Origin of the sequence: Paraburkholderia caffeinilytica, assembly GCF_051027425.1 — a bacterium.
Classification (GTDB): Bacteria; Pseudomonadota; Gammaproteobacteria; order Burkholderiales; family Burkholderiaceae; genus Paraburkholderia; species Paraburkholderia caffeinilytica_A.
In genome coordinates this window covers 3069437-3084331 of sequence record NZ_CP186553.1, presented here as the reverse complement: position 1 = coordinate 3084331, position 14895 = coordinate 3069437, and the positions used below count along the sequence as shown (strand labels likewise).

At 61.9% G+C, this 14895-nt stretch carries 12 protein-coding genes; 6 read left to right on the top strand and 6 right to left on the bottom strand.

The window, feature by feature from the left end; translation table 11 throughout:
• Positions 1-59 precede the first annotated feature (59 nt).
• The 3 genes from ACOSV0_RS34140 to ACOSV0_RS34130 form a co-directional block, all read right to left on the bottom strand.
• Positions 60-1409, bottom strand: coding sequence for an MFS transporter (locus ACOSV0_RS34140; protein WP_434112160.1), 1350 nt, complete (start codon positions 1407-1409; stop codon positions 60-62).
• A gap of 286 nt (positions 1410-1695) precedes the next feature.
• Entirely contained in the window at positions 1696-3168 is a 1473-nt protein-coding gene (locus ACOSV0_RS34135; RefSeq protein WP_434112158.1) for an NAD-dependent succinate-semialdehyde dehydrogenase, read from the bottom strand.
• Positions 3169-3437: 269 nt separating this feature from the next.
• Positions 3438-4457, bottom strand: coding sequence for a LacI family DNA-binding transcriptional regulator (locus ACOSV0_RS34130; protein WP_434112157.1), 1020 nt, complete (start codon positions 4455-4457; stop codon positions 3438-3440).
• A 205-nt stretch (positions 4458-4662) separates the two neighbouring features.
• On the opposite strand from ACOSV0_RS34130, the gene ACOSV0_RS34125 reads away from it, so the two are divergent.
• The 6 genes from ACOSV0_RS34125 (at position 4663) to ACOSV0_RS34100 (ending at position 12302) form a co-directional block, all read left to right on the top strand.
• Positions 4663-5802: an ABC transporter ATP-binding protein gene (locus tag ACOSV0_RS34125; protein ID WP_434112155.1), complete on the top strand. Its 1140-nt coding sequence runs from the start codon at positions 4663-4665 to the stop codon at positions 5800-5802.
• A 108-nt stretch (positions 5803-5910) separates the two neighbouring features.
• Positions 5911-7164 carry an ABC transporter substrate-binding protein gene (locus ACOSV0_RS34120; protein ID WP_434112153.1) on the top strand — a complete coding sequence of 418 codons (1254 nt, stop codon included), beginning with the start codon at positions 5911-5913 and terminating at the stop codon, positions 7162-7164.
• A 75-nt stretch (positions 7165-7239) separates the two neighbouring features.
• Positions 7240-8145 (top strand): carbohydrate ABC transporter permease, encoded by a 906-nt coding sequence (locus ACOSV0_RS34115; RefSeq protein ID WP_434112151.1) that lies wholly within the window; start codon positions 7240-7242, stop codon positions 8143-8145.
• A gap of 19 nt (positions 8146-8164) precedes the next feature.
• Positions 8165-9016, top strand: coding sequence for a carbohydrate ABC transporter permease (locus ACOSV0_RS34110; RefSeq protein ID WP_434112149.1), 852 nt, complete (start codon positions 8165-8167; stop codon positions 9014-9016).
• Between the two features lie 37 nt (positions 9017-9053).
• Positions 9054-11018 carry a beta-galactosidase gene (locus tag ACOSV0_RS34105; RefSeq protein ID WP_434112147.1) on the top strand — a complete coding sequence of 655 codons (1965 nt, stop codon included), beginning with the start codon at positions 9054-9056 and terminating at the stop codon, positions 11016-11018.
• 123 nt (positions 11019-11141) lie between these two features.
• On the top strand, positions 11142-12302 hold the full coding sequence (locus ACOSV0_RS34100; protein WP_434112146.1) for a glycoside hydrolase family 53 protein: 1161 nt from the start codon (positions 11142-11144) through the stop codon (positions 12300-12302).
• Between the two features lie 84 nt (positions 12303-12386).
• Here the strand turns inward: ACOSV0_RS34100 and ACOSV0_RS34095 are convergent, their stop codons facing one another.
• The 3 genes from ACOSV0_RS34095 to ACOSV0_RS34085 form a co-directional block, all read right to left on the bottom strand.
• Complete coding sequence (locus tag ACOSV0_RS34095) at positions 12387-12716, bottom strand: hypothetical protein (RefSeq protein ID WP_434112145.1); 330 nt, start codon at positions 12714-12716, stop codon at positions 12387-12389.
• 135 nt (positions 12717-12851) lie between these two features.
• Positions 12852-14210, bottom strand: a complete 1359-nt coding sequence (locus tag ACOSV0_RS34090) for an MFS transporter (protein WP_434112144.1) — start codon at positions 14208-14210, stop codon at positions 12852-12854.
• A gap of 322 nt (positions 14211-14532) precedes the next feature.
• Positions 14533-14877 (bottom strand): cupin domain-containing protein, encoded by a 345-nt coding sequence (locus ACOSV0_RS34085; RefSeq protein WP_434112141.1) that lies wholly within the window; start codon positions 14875-14877, stop codon positions 14533-14535.
• Positions 14878-14895: the final 18 nt, after the last annotated feature.

The following is a 14895-nucleotide window of genomic DNA, read 5'->3' as shown; positions in this document are numbered from 1 at the left end:
GAAGATGAAGGAGAGGTGCAGGCTGACGTGGCGCGGTGTGGTGTAGCAGCCGCTGGACGTCAGGCGTTGTCCTGCTCGTTGCGTTGCGCCTGAAGCCGCAACGCTTTGGGGAAGGTCTCGGGTGCGAAACACGTCGCGAGCACGGTGATCAGGCCCAGCACGACGAGATAAATGGCGACTGGCGTGGCGCTGCGGTAATGGGCGAGCAAAGCGGTCGCCACCATCGGCGAGAGGCCGCCGCCGAGTACGGAAGAAATCTCGCGGCCGATGCCGAGGCCCGAGAAGCGCAGATGAACAGGCAGCAATTCGCTGATAAAGGCCGGTTGCGCGCCTTCGAGAATGCCGAGCGTGATGCTGTTGGCGAGCACGAGCGCCGCGATGACTTTCCACAGCACGCCGGAGCCGAGCAACGTGAAGTACGGATACGCGACCAGCACCATCGCGATCGCGCCGGCGAGATAGACGGGTTTGCGGCCGACTTTATCGGTGAGGCGTCCCATCAACAGCGATACGGGGATCATCAGCAGCATCGACAGAGTCAGGCCGCCCAACACCCAGCTCGATTTGATGCCGACGAACTGGCTGTAGGCGATCGAGAACGCAAAGAAGATGTATGACGCGGCTCCTTCGCCGAAGCGCAGGCCGAACACCGTCAGCACTTCACGCGGACATTGACGCAGCACCTCGACGATCGGCATGCGGCTGTCGCGGCGCGCGGCCTTCACTTCGGCGAACTCCGCGCTTTCGTCAACTGAGCGGCGCATCCATAGACCGAGCGCGACCAGCACGGCGCTGCAGAGGAACGGAACACGCCAGCCCCAACTATGGAAATCGGAAGGTGACAGCGTCTGCACGAGCAGGAACGCAGCGGTCGACAGCACGAAGCCGAACGCCGCGCCGCACGGGCTCCATGCGGCCAGCGCACCGCGCTTCGAGGCGGGCGCGCTCTCGTGAATCATCAGGATGCTGCCGCTCCATTCTCCGCCTGCCGCGAGGCCCTGCAGTATGCGCAGCAGCACGAGCAAGACGGGCGCCGCGATGCCGATCTGCTGGTAGGTCGGCAGAAGACCCATGCAGACGGTGGCGGTGCCCATGACCAGCAGCGTCAGCATCATGACGGTCTTGCGGCCGTAGCGGTCGCCGATATGACCGCACAGAACGCCGCCGATCGGCCGCGCGATGAAGCCCACCGTAAAGCCGCCGAAGGCCGCGATCGTACCCGTCAGCGGATCGCTGCCGACCGGAAAGAACAGCTTGCCGAACACCAGCGCGGCGGCGGTTCCATAGAGAAAGAAGTCATACCATTCGAGAATCTGGCCGAGCACCGCGGTCGTCACCGCGCGACGAACCTTGCTGGTTGGACGAACGGCGGACAGGGGTGTGAGAGCGGCGGTCGCGTCAGAGTTCATGGCATGGGAAGGGTCACGATGTTGAGGGTTCCGCATCCCGGTCATGCTGATCGGCGAGAGCGGCGATACGAATCCGGCAGGCATGGCCGAACCATAGGGCCGCGAGAAAACCCGGTCAAATTAGGGACAAAAATGGGCGTCATGAATGGGCTGCATGACGAGGGGAAGACGACGGTTTGCTGGGGAAGCAAACGCGGAATGCAGACTTCTCGTACAGCCGCGCGTTACATGCGTTATGCGCGGCTGTACATGCGAGGTGATGGATCCTGAAACGCGCGGCGGGTCGTTAATCCAGACCGCCCTGGCACATGTACTTGATCGACATGTAGTCGTCGAGGCCGTACTTCGATCCTTCGCGGCCGTAACCGGATTCCTTCACGCCGCCGAACGGAGCGGCTTCGCTCGACACGGCGCCTTCGTTGATACCGATCACACCGGCTTCCAGCTGCGCGGCGACGCGATTGATACGCCGCACGTCCTGCGTATAGAAGTAGGCTGCGAGGCCGAACGGCGTGTCGTTGGCGCGGCGGATCGCTTCGGCTTCGTCGTCGAAGCGGAACAGCGGCGCCACCGGCCCAAAGGTTTCTTCGCAGCAGAAGATCATGTCTTCGCGCGCGTCGGTCAGCACGGTCGGCGCATAGTAGTTCGGGCCGAGTTCGGTCAGGCGCTTGCCGCCCGTCAGCACGGTTGCTCCGTGCTGGATGGCGTCTTCTACGTGGCGGGCAATCTTGTCGATGGCGCGTTCGTTGATCATCGGGCCGATCTGTGCGGCGGGATCGGTTGCGGGTGCAACCTTCAGCGCCGCCACGCGTTTCGCGAGCAGATCGGCGAAACGCGCGTAGACACCGCACTGCACATAGACGCGGTTCGGGCACACGCAGGTCTGACCGCCGTTGCGGAACTTGGCGGCCATCAGACCCGTCACGGCCGCGTCGAGATCGGCGTCGTCGAATACGATGAAGGGCGCGTTGCCGCCCAATTCCAGTGACAGCTTCTTCAGCGTGCCAGCCGATTCGCGCGCGAGATGCTTGCCGACCGGCGTCGAGCCCGTGAACGTGATCTTGCGCACGCGTCCATCGGCAAGCCAGTCCGCGACCGCCGCAATGCCCTGTTCGCGCGAAGCCGACAGCATGTTCAGCACGCCGTCCGGCAAGCCCGCTTCCTGGGCGAGCGCTGCGAGCGCGAGTGCGGTGAGCGGCGTGTCTTCGGCGGGTTTGGCCACGACCGTGCAACCGGCCGCAAGCGCGGGCGCGATCTTGCGCGCGATCATGGCCAGCGGGAAGTTCCACGGTGTGATCGCCGCGACCACGCCGACCGGTTCCTTCACCGCGCTCATGCGTTTGCCGCGCTGTTGCTGCGGGATCAGATCGCCGTAGATGCGGGTCGCCTCGTCGGCGAACCAGGCGACGTACGAGGCGCCATAGGCGACTTCACCGCGGCTTTCCGCGAGCGGCTTGCCTTGTTCCGTCGACATCAGCTTCGCGAGGTCTTCGGTATTGGCGACGATCAGCGCGTGCCAGCGGCGCAGAATCTCCGCGCGTTCGCGCGGCAGCTTGTCGCGCCATGCGGGGAATGCGCGGGATGCGGCGTCGGTGGCGGCGCGTGCGTCTGCTGCGCCGCTGTTCGCGACTTCGACGATCAATTCGCCGGTGGCCGGGTTGGTGACCGGGAAGCGGGCGTCGTCGGCGGCGTCGATCCACTTGCCGTCGATCAGATTCTGCGGGTGAATCAGGTCATTGCGAGTCAATGCGAGAGACATCGGGTTGCTCCTTCGGGTTGCGCTCGACGAGGCGAGCGCGAGTCATCGATGCGGCGGCACGGCCGCATACATAGGGCGGATTGCGGACGATTAACACGTTGATGCTACGCGCACGCCGCAGTCAATGAAATCATCCCATGGGGGGCTCGACGGTGCACGGCGCCTGTTTTTCGCGCCGCCACAGCATTTTCTGCTGCGGTGGCGGTGGAACGGGGAAATTCAGGTCAATTAGTCTGCGCGCCCGGCACGGGATGGATGCGCTTTCCGGTTCAGCCACGCGCACATGCTGGTCCCGTCGAAGCGCGTACGACGAGTTGCGGCGGCGGCGCGAGCACCATCGACGGTTGCTGTTCAGGCGCCTGAATCAACCGGATCAGACTCTCGACCGACAACTCCGCAACGGCCGCCGTCTGGATCGCAACCGTCGTCAAAGCAGGATGCACCTGGTGCGCCAGTTGAATGTCCGTAATGCCGATGACCGACACATCGTTCGGCACGGCGCGGCCCAGCGTGATCAACGCCTGTGCCGCACCGATCGCGAGCAGATCGTTGGTCGCGAAAATCGCCGTGAGGTGAGGGCGGCTCGCCATCAACTGCATGCAGGCGGCGTAGCCGGCGTCGATCGAGTCGCGGATCTGCAGCACCGCGGCAGCGTCTGTTTCGATCCCGGCTTCGTGCACCACCGCGCGAAATCCGTTGGAGCGCGCATCCTGCAAACCGCCGCACCCGTCGCCGATCAGCAGACCGATCTCGCGGTGACCCAGTTCGAGCAGATGCCTTGCGGCAAGCGCACCCGCATGAGCAAAATCCACGGCGATGCAGGGCAGGGCGGGCGGCGCCTCAGGGTGTTCCCACATCGCCAGCAAGATCGGCGCGCTGTGCCTGGCCGACGCACACAATTCGTTGAACTTGATGTCCGTGTTCATCACGAGGACACCGTCCGCGAGTGTGCCGGCGATCTGGTTCAGATACGCACGGCCGACCTCCGCATCATCGTCAGTATTGCAAACCATCAGGAAGTATCCCGCTTTGCGTGCCGCCCGCTCGGCGGCCAGCACGAACTCGGGGTAGAACGGGTTCGAGATGTTCGACAACATCAGGGCCAAGGTCGACGAGCGGCCCTCCGCCAACGCGCGGGCGTTCAGATTGGGGCGGTAGCCGAGATCGGCGATCGCCTTGAGCACGCGTTCGGCCGTTTCCGGGCGGACCTTCTCGCGATTGCGCAGGACGTTCGAAACGGTGGCGGCAGTGACGTGCGCGCGCTTTGCTACTTCGGACAGGGTGACCATTTTGTGTTTATCCCATATTCAGGGAGTGCAATTCAAATGTTGCAAGCAACCGGCGACGTTGATAAGTTTCTGGAAAACACACAGGAGACACCCACCATGACTTTTTCCTTCGAGTTCGAATTTAAGCGATTAAATGCCTGCTGCACAAGAGCTGGCCGTTTATTTTTCATAGAAATTTAAGCGGTTAAATCCAGGAGGCGGCAGCATGGCAACGATTCGTCTTACGGATGTACAGAAGTCGTACGGTGATCATCCGCCGGTGATCCGGCGTGTGAATCTCGAGATCGCGCAGCACGAGTTCTGCGTTTTTCTGGGGCCTTCGGGTTGTGGCAAGTCGACCCTGCTGAGAATGATCGCCGGTCTCGAAGACCTGAGCGAGGGCGAACTGCATATCGGCGGCCGTCTCGTGAACGACGTGCCCGCCGCCGGGCGCGGCGTGGCGATGGTGTTCCAGAGCTACGCGCTATTCCCGCACATGACCGTGTTCGACAACATGGCGTTCGGCCTGAAACTCGCGAAGCAACCCAGGGACGTCATCGACCGGAAGGTGCGCGAAGCCGCGCGCATTCTGCAACTGGACGCCTTCCTCGATCGTTATCCGAAAGCGCTCTCGGGCGGGCAGCGGCAACGCGTGGCGATCGGCCGTGCGATCGTGCGCGAACCCGGTGTGTTCCTGTTCGATGAACCGCTGTCGAATCTCGACGCCGCGTTGCGCGGCCAGACGCGCGTCGAAATCGCCCGCCTGCATCAACGCTTCGCGAACGCGAGCGTGGTCTATGTGACCCACGATCAGGTCGAAGCGATGACGCTTGCCGACAGAATCGTGCTGCTGCACGCAGGCGCCGACGCGGAGCGCTTCGGCAGCATCGCGCAAACCGGCGCGCCGCTGGAGCTGTATCACCATCCGAAGTCGCGCTTCGTGGCGGGTTTCATCGGTTCGCCGCGCATGAATTTCATCGATGCGGTGGTCGATTCGATCGAGGTGGGCAAGGTGACTGTCACGCTGACCAGGAGCGGCGAGCGGCTGACGGCGAATGTCGACGGCCAGCGTCTTCAACGCGGCCAGCCCGTCACGCTCGGCGTGCGCCCGGAACATCTGCGGCTCACGGGAGACGATCAGTTCATTCAGTGCGTCACGGTGCTATCGGAACGGCTCGGCGAGCACAGCTACATCCACGCGGATCACGAGGCCGGCACGTTGATCGCCAAGGCCGCGGGCGATACGCCGATCGGTTCGGGCGAGCGCATCTGCATTCACGTTCCGCCTTCGGCGTGTCATCTGTTCGACGCGGAAGGCGTCGCGCTGCGGCGTAGCACGTTCGAGCCCGAGCGGATCGCCGCTTGAGGCGCTCGCAGCACCACCGGATTCACCCAGTCCTATTCCGCCACAGAGCGGGCACATCGTCTGGCAGCGAGTTGCTGTCAGCCAACAAGGTAGTCAAGGAGACATAAGATGATTTCTCTTCGCCTTCGCCGTCTGGCATACGCGTCGATCGCCGCCGCGCTGGTTGCAGGCACACTCTGCGCCACTGCGGCCGACGCGGCCACGCTGACCGTCAACGTATCGGCGCGCGGCAATCAGCGTTCGACCTGGCAGGACGCGTTCGACAAGTTCAAGAAAGCCAATCCCGATGTCGACCTTAAAGTGACCTATATCACCGAGGAAGCGTACAAGGTGCAGATGGGCGGCTGGCTCGCCACCGATCCGCCGGATGTCGTATCGTGGCACGACGGTGAGCGCATGGCGTATTACGCGCAACGTGGGCTGCTTGAAGACCTGTCGTCGGACTGGAGCAAGAACGGCTGGTCGCAGCAATATGCGTCGGTTAAAGACGCGTCGACGTATAAGGGTAAGCAGTACGCCGCGCCGCTCGGTTACGACGCCTACGGTTTCTTCTATCGCAAGGATCTGTTCGAGAAGGCCGGTATCAAGGGCGAACCGAAAACGTGGGATGAATTCCTCGACGCCTGCAAAAAGATGAAGGCAAGCGGCGTTGCGCCGATTGCCGTTGCCGCACGCGATAGCTGGACGCTTGCCGCGTGGTTCGATTATCTCGACCTGCGCATCAACGGCAACGCATTCCACCAGCAGTTGATGGCCGGCGAAATTCCGTACACCGATGCACGCGTGAAAAAGGTCTACGCCGCGTGGAAAACGCTGATCGACGATCATTACTTCATCGATAACGCGCTCTCCTACGACCTCGATTCGATTGCCCCGTTCCTCGTGAACGGCAAGGCCTCGATGATGCTGATGGGTACGTTCTTCTCGGCGAGCATTCCGCCATCGGTCAAGCCGCAGACCGGTTTCTTCCGCTTCCCGGTGATCGACGCGAACGTGCCGATGGCCGAAGACGGTCCGGTCAACGTGCTGCTGATTCCGGCGAAGGCGAAGAACAAGGCCGATGCGCGCAGACTGCTTGCCTTCATGGAACAGCCGCAGATCAACGCCGATCTCGCGAAGGGTTGGGGGACATTGCCGTCGAACAGTCAGGCGGCCGAACCTGACGACGAGATTTCCAAGGTCGGTTTCCAGACGCTTGCCAACACGAAGGGCGGCATCGCGCAGTTCTACGATCGCGACATGCAGAAGGAAATGGCTGACGAAGGCATGAAGGCCATGCAGCAGTTCTACAGCGATCCGTCGCAACTCGACGCCGTGCTCGTGCGCCTCGAGGCGATCCGCAAGCGCATCTACAAGAAGTAAGCTCCGGCGCGCCAGCGGAGCGGCAACCGCTGGCGCTCGCCTTCGATCTCCTTCGATTTTCGACCAGGCCCGATCATGTCTCAATCCGCAGCGCGCCGCCTCCCCGCGGCGCGGCACCGGCACGTCTCCACGACACGCCGTCATCAGCATCGCGCGGCGCTTTTCTTCCTGTTGCCGGGTTGTGCGTTGTTTTGCCTGTGCGTGATCTATCCGATCATCAGCAGCATTTCGCTCAGCTTTTACAACTGGGACGGCATGACGCCGAAGACGTTCGCGGGCTTCGATAACTACATCGAACTGTTCCAGGCGGACACCTTCTATACAGCGCTCAAGAACAACCTGATCTGGCTCGGGCTGTTCCTGCTGGCGCCGCCGCTCGGACTGCTGTTCGCGTTGTATCTGAACCAGCATATCCGTGGCATGCGCGTTGTGAAGTCGCTGTTTTTCGCGCCGTTCGTGCTGTCGGGCGTGGTGGTCGGCCTCGTGTTCAGCTGGTTTTACGATCCTGGCTTCGGCCTGTTGCGGTTGATTGTCGGCCACGGCATTCCCGTGCTCGGCGATCCGCAGACCGTCACCTTCGGCATTATTTTCGCCGCGCTGTGGCCGCAGACGCCGTTCTGCATGGTGCTGTATCTCACCGGTCTGACGGGCATCAATCCCGAAGTGGTCGAGGCGGCGCGCATGGAAGGCGCAAAGGGTGTACGTCTGCTCTGGCACGTGATCCTCCCGCAACTGCGGCCCGCCACGTTCATGGCCGTGGTGCTCACCGTGATCGGCGCGTTGCGCAGCTTCGACCTGATCGCGGTGATGAGCGGCGGCGGTCCGTTCGATAGCTCCACCGTGCTCGCCTATTACATGTACGACCAGGCGATCAAGTACTACCGCGAAGGTTATTCCGCGGCGATTGCCGTCGTGCTGTTCGCCATCATGCTCGTCTACATCGTGTTCCATCTGCGCCGCATGCTGCGCGAAGAACACTGATTTCCAGGAGTCACGTGTCATGTATCCCCTTCCCGTCGAACGCTGGAAACCGTTCAATCGCGCGCTGTACAAAGCGTCTTTGCCGCTCGCGCTGCTGATCTGGCTGCTGCCGATGCTGGCCGTGCTCGTTACGTCGATCCGCTCGTCGGATGAATTGTCGCGAGGCGATTACTGGGGCTGGCCCAGGCATTTCGCGTTGATCGAAAACTATGGCACGGCGCTCACGCAAACGCCGATGCTGCATTACTTCGCCAATAGCGTGCTGATTACGGTGCCATCCGTGATCGGCGCGATCGTGCTCGCGTCGATGGCCGGCTTTGCGTTGGCGACCTACCGGTTCCCAGGCAATACCGCTGTGCTGTTTGCGTTTGTAGCCGGCAACTTCGTACCGATCCAGATTCTGATGATCCCGGTGCGCGACATGGCGCTGAAAGTGGGTCTCTTCAATAGCGTGTGGGCGCTGGTGATTTTTCATGTGTCGTTTCAGACCGGTTTTTGCACGCTGTTTCTGCGCAATTTCATCAAGCAGTTGCCGTTCGAGATGATCGAGGCGGCGCGTGTGGAAGGCGCGAGCGAATGGACGATCTACTTACGCATCGTGCTGCCGCTGATCCGGCCCGCGCTCGCCGCACTCGGCATCCTCGTATTCACGTTTGTCTGGAACGACTACTTCTGGGCGCTATGCCTCACGCAAGGCGACGAGGCCGCGCCGATCACCGTGGGCGTCGCCGCGCTTAAAGGCCAATGGACCACGGCATGGAATCTCGTCGCCGCTGGTTCGGTGCTTGCCGCGTTGCCTTCCGTGCTGATGTTCTTCCTGATGCAGAAGCATTTCGTCGCCGGCCTGACTTTCGGTGCAAGCAAGGGTTGATTGCCTGTTTGCCGCCATTTACCAAAGAGAGCTTCTTATGCAACTTGGTGTTTGCTACTACCCAGAACAATGGCCGCGTGCAATGTGGGCCGACGATGCAAAACGTATGGCCGAGCTCGGCATCACGCATGTGCGGATCGCGGAATTCGCGTGGAGCCGGATGGAGCCGCGCGCCGGCGAATTCGAGTGGGGCTGGCTCGACGAAGCCGTCGAGACGCTGGCCGCCGCGGGACTGAAACTCGTGCTGGGTACGCCGACCGCGTCGCCGCCGAAATGGCTGATCGATGCGTACCCGGATGTGTTGCCGGTGCGTGCGGACGGTACGCGCTGGAATTTCGGCTCGCGTCGCCATTACGATATTTCCAGCGAGATATATCGGCGTGAGTGCGTGCGTATCGTCACCGCGATGGCCGAGCGCTATGGACCGCATCCGTCGATCGTCGCGTGGCAGACCGATAACGAACTCGGTTGTCACGATACCGTGCCCAGCTATTCGAGCGCCGCGCTGACGCGTTTTCAGGCGTGGCTGCAGCATCGCTACGAGAGCGTCGATGCGCTGAACGAGGCGTGGGGCAACGTGTTCTGGAGTATGGAGTATCCCGCGTTCGAGGCGATCGGCTTGCCGAACCTCACGCCCACGGACGCTAATCCGATCCATCTGCTCGACTTCCGTCGCTTCATGTCGGATGAGGTGGCGAGCTTCCATCGCGAGCAGATCGACGTGCTGCGTGAGCATGCGCCCAAGGCGGATTTGCTGCACAACTTCATGGGCTTTTTCACGACCTTCGATCACTACCGCTTTGCCGACGACAATGCGATCGACGTGGCGGCGTGGGACAGCTACCCGATCGCGCGCACTGAATCGATCGCGCTGCCGCAAGAGCAGAAGGCGCGTTACGCACGCACCGCGCATCCCGACGTTTCCGCGTTCGATCACGACCGCTATCGCGCGATCGGCGGCGGACGTTTCTGGGTGATGGAGCAACAAGCGGGACCGGTGAACTGGGCGTCGTGGAATCCGGTGCCGGCGAAAGGCATGGTGAGGCTGTGGGCTTACGAGGCGTTCGCGCACGGCGCGGAACTGGTGTCGTACTTTCGCTGGCGTCAATGCCCGTATGCGCAGGAGCAGATGCATTCCGGCCTGAATCTGCCGAACAACGAGTTGTCGCCGGGTGGCCTTGAAGTGCAGCAGGCGGCGCGCGAGATTGCTTCGTCCGCGGCGTTGTCCGGACTTGGCGCGCCGCTGCGCGCGGCCGTGGCGATCGTATTCGACTACGAGACGCAATGGATGTTCGAGATTCAGCGCCATGGCAAGACCTTCGATTATCAGACGCTGGTGTTCGACTACTACGAAGCGTTGCGCGAACTCGGCCTTGATGTCGACATCGTGTCGAGTAAGGCGGATTTGTCGGCTTATCGCCTGGTCGTGGTGCCGAGCATCGCGGTGGTCGATGATGAATTGGTCGATCAGATCGAAAGGAGTTCGGCGCAATGGGTATTCGGTCCGAGGAGCGGTTCGAAGACCACAACCTTTGCCATTCCTTCCAGCCTGCCACCCGGCGCGTTGCAACGCGTTCTGCCGATGCAGGTGCTCGAAGTCGAAACGCTGCGCCCGACGCTTGCGCCCGCCGTTTCTGTCAATGACACGCAAGGTATCGCGATGCATTGGCGCGAGCATGTCCGTGCCAATGGCGAGACGAAAGTCGATGCGCAATTCGACGATTCATGGCCGGCGGTTCTCACTCACGGAAGCGTTCGCTATGTGGCGGGTTGGTTGTCGCATGCATTGCATCGCGAGGTTTTGCTGCAGGCAGCGAAGGATGCGGGCATCGAGACGCAACGGCTCGCTGACGGCTTGCGCATTCGCCGGCGCGGCGATCTGACCTTCGCATTCAACTTCGGTCCGGCGCAGGTGCAAGCGCCCGCGCCGGCTAATGCGACTTTCGTGCTGGGACATTCACAGTTGAAAACCGGCGACGTTTGCGCCTGGAGGAACGCATAAGCCTAGGCGTCAGTGGGCCTATGCAAGCGGAAGAGAGTGTTATCGGCAGCAGAAATTCAAGCGCTTCAACCCGGAACAGGCGGCCTCGAGAAGAACCGCCATTCAATCGATGGAGGATGACAGATGAACAGAAGAGAAATGCTCGGATGGCTTGCATCTGCTGGAGCCGCGGCTGGTGTTGGCGCTATGGTCGGCGCGCCGGCTGTTGCGGGTGAACTCGACCTGACAGGCCGCGGCAACCGGTTCGCGAAGGGCGCGGACGTGTCGACGCTGCTGGAACTGGAAGCGAACGGGGCGAAGTTCTACGAGCACCATATGGCGCAGGACTGTCTCTTCATTCTGAAGAGCCACGGTGTCGATTCGATTCGCATCAAGGTGTGGAACGATCCTGGCAATCCGAACTTTTTTCCAGCGAATCAGAGTCCTCCTGCCGGTTACAACAACGCCGAACATGTGCGCGTATTGGCTCGCCGGGCTGCCGCGCTCGGTATGCGCGTGCTGATCGATTTCCATTACAGCGACTGGTGGGCCGATCCGGGCAAGCAGTATCCGCCTCACGACTGGGCCGGTAAGGATATCGTGCAAACCTGTGCACTGTTGTCCGAATACACGTCGAAGGTTCTCACGATGCTCAAGCGCGACGGCGTGCATCCGGAGTGGGTTCAGGTCGGTAATGAAATCACGGGCGGCATGTTGTGGCCGCTCGGCAAGTACGACCAGTGGGACAACCTCGCGCAGCTACTGAAGGCAGGTCACGACGCGGTCAAATCGGTCGACGATCGGATTAAGGTCATGCTGCATCTCGACAGCGGCGGCAACAATGCAACGAGCCGCTGGTGGTTCGATAGCGCGGTGCAGCGCGGCGTCACGTTCGACGTGATCGGTCTTTCCTACTATCCGCAGTGGCAAGGTTCGCTAAGCGACTTGCAGAACAACGCGAACGATATGGCGACGCGCTACGACAAGGATGTGATGGTCGTGGAGACCGCGTATCCATGGACCACTAGCGACGGCGATTCGGAACCCAACTCGATGACCAACACCGGGTCCACGACTTTCCCGCAAACACCGGCCGGGCAGGCGCAGTTTCTCGGCGCGGTGACGGATATCGTGAAGGCGATCCCCGGCGGCCATGGCAAAGGCGTGTTCTGGTGGGAGCCCGAATGGATCCCGACGCCGAACGTCGGATGGAAAATCGGTGCCGGTGACCAATGGGACAACAACACGTTGTTCGATTTTCACGGCAACGCGTTGACGTCGCTGGATGCGTTTCGCAAGCGGTAACGGTAAAGGTAGCGATATCGGCAAGCGTAACGGCAGCCGGACCGTAGCGGTAGCGCGGTGAAATATCCGCGCGAACCGCAGGTATTACTGCGCGGGTGCCTGCGGTTTGTGCTGTTCGGCGCAGTCCGACGTGAACGCCATGCTGGCCTGATCGGGTGTCATGTGTGGCGCACCGGGACTGTAGATTTTATCGATGATGCCGAAGACCGCCTGCCGGTCGGATTCATTCTTGTAGTACTTCGCCGCCTGATCGAGCGCTTGCGCTTTTGTCTTCTTGTGCGCGCGCCACGACGCCACCTGGCCGGCGATATCGCCGATCGCAAAACATTGGTTGCTGACTGTCTGTGCAAGGGCTTCAACTGCCGGCTGGGCGAGGCACACCGCGAGCACGGCCGATACAACTACGCGTTTCATTACCTGAATCCTGTCGTTAGATGAGCGGCGGTGCGAAGCGACGGTATTCACCCTCGCCGCGCCCGCACGAATCAATAACGGCGTAGTTTATCGGGAAGTGACGCGCGCTGCCTTGCACTCGCCCCTCCCGCCTGCTCAATGTCCAAACGACTCCGCTTTCGCCCCAGCCGCCGTGGCCACGTGCGGCCGGGCCGCCTGCTTGATCAGCAAGGCCACGCAGGAAATCAGACCCGCCACCGCGACCATCGCGAAGATGCCGCCAAACGTGAAGTGGCGGCGCGTCAATTCGGCCACGAGGAACGAACCCGCGATCCCGCCGAAGCGCCCGATACCGAGCATCCACGCCACGCCCGTGCCGCGTCCTTCGGTGGGATAAAACGCCGCAGCCAGCGCGGGCATCGACGATTGCGCGGTGTTCATCAGCACGCCCGCGACGAACACGATGAACACCAGCGCGCCGACATTGCCGACCGCCTGGCCGATAAAGTACACGCTCACCGCGGTCAGCGCGTAGCAGGCCGCGATGATGCGGTTCGCGTTGAAGCGGTCCATCAGCACGCCGCATAGCACGGCGCCCACGCCGCCGAGCGGGAACAGCGCGGAAATCAGCGTCGCGCGTTGCGGCGTGAGTCCGGCGTCCTTAAGCAGAATCGGCATCCAGTTGATCGACGCGTAGAAGATCACGAGGCCCATGAAATAGGTAATCCACAGCATCACCGAGCCGATGATGTACGAGCGCGACAGCACCACGCTTATGCCCTTGCCACCGGTTTGCGGCGCGGTTTCCGTCATGACGAAGCTGCCGGCCTGCGCGGCGTCGCTCGAAATACGCGCCAGCGCGGCACGGATCCGCTCGGCCGGCTTACTGTTGGCCACCATGTAGCGCACCGATTCCGGCATCTTCACGACCAGCACGATCAGCAGCAGTAGCGGCGTGATGCCGCCGAGCAGCAGTACGCTGCGCCAGCCGAAGTGCGGAATCATCCACGCAGCGAGAAAACCGCCGAAGGCCGCCCCCAGCGGGAAGCCGCAGAACATCAGATTGATCACGGTCGCGCGGCGGCGATCCGGGCAGTACTCGCCCATCATCGTCACGGCGTTCGGCATGGCCGCGCCGAGGCCGACGCCGGTGATGAAGCGCAGGATCGTCAGGTGTTCGATGCTGTTCGAGAACGCCGAGGCAAGGCACGCCACGCCGAACAGCAGCACCGAGCCGAGCAGCATCGAGCGACGTCCGAGCCGGTCAGAGAGTGGCCCCGAGCCAAGCGCGCCACACGCGAGGCCGAACAGCGCCGCGCTGAGCACCGGCGCGAGCGCCGGTCTCGTGATACCCCATTCGGAGAGCAGTGAAGGCGCAATGAAACCGATCGCCGCAGTGTCGAAACCGTCCAGCAGGACGATGACGAAACACATGAAAAAGATGAGCCACTGGAACGGCGAGAAGGGATGTTCGTTGATAAACGTTTGAACGTTCACGGCGGTGCTGCGGCTCATGATGGTCTCCTGATTGCTAAAAAGGCCCGTCGTGACGAGCCTTCCTTTCTTTTTGCGATCCTACGCCGTTTGGACGCGGTGCACGCTGCCTACGCCGGCAGTGGATTTTGTTCGTATATAGAACGCACATTCTCAATACGAACGGCGAAACTGTAAGTAATTGGACAAGAACGGGCAAGGCGGGATAACCCGGCTGTCCTGCGGATAGCCATCGGGGTGGAGAAAATCGAGGGGGGAATAGCTGGGGACGCCGCGGCGCATCGGGTGCGCCGGAACGGGGGGAGAGGGGGCGAGCGCCGGGAGCCGGCGCCCGGGGCCGTGCTCAGAAGATCACATAGATCTTGCGCATGGTTTCTTCGACTTCCCAAAGCCCTTCTGTATTGGCTTCGAAAAAGAGCGTGTCGCCGCTTTCGAAATGGATGGTCTCTTCGTTATCGGGCGTGAAGCGGCCGCGCCCCGCGATGAAATGCATCACCTCGGCCTGTTTGACCGAGCGGCGGTACGTGCCCGCCGTGCATTCGAAAATACCGGTGTCGATCGCTTCGCTGCCCTTGATCACGCGCTGCACGCCCGACACCTGAATCGGCGTCGTGCCGGGCAGTCCGGCCGTGCCCCAGTCCTCCAGATTCTGCAGATTCACGCTTTGCTTGATGCTTTGAACCTTCATGTTCACGTTACCTTTTGA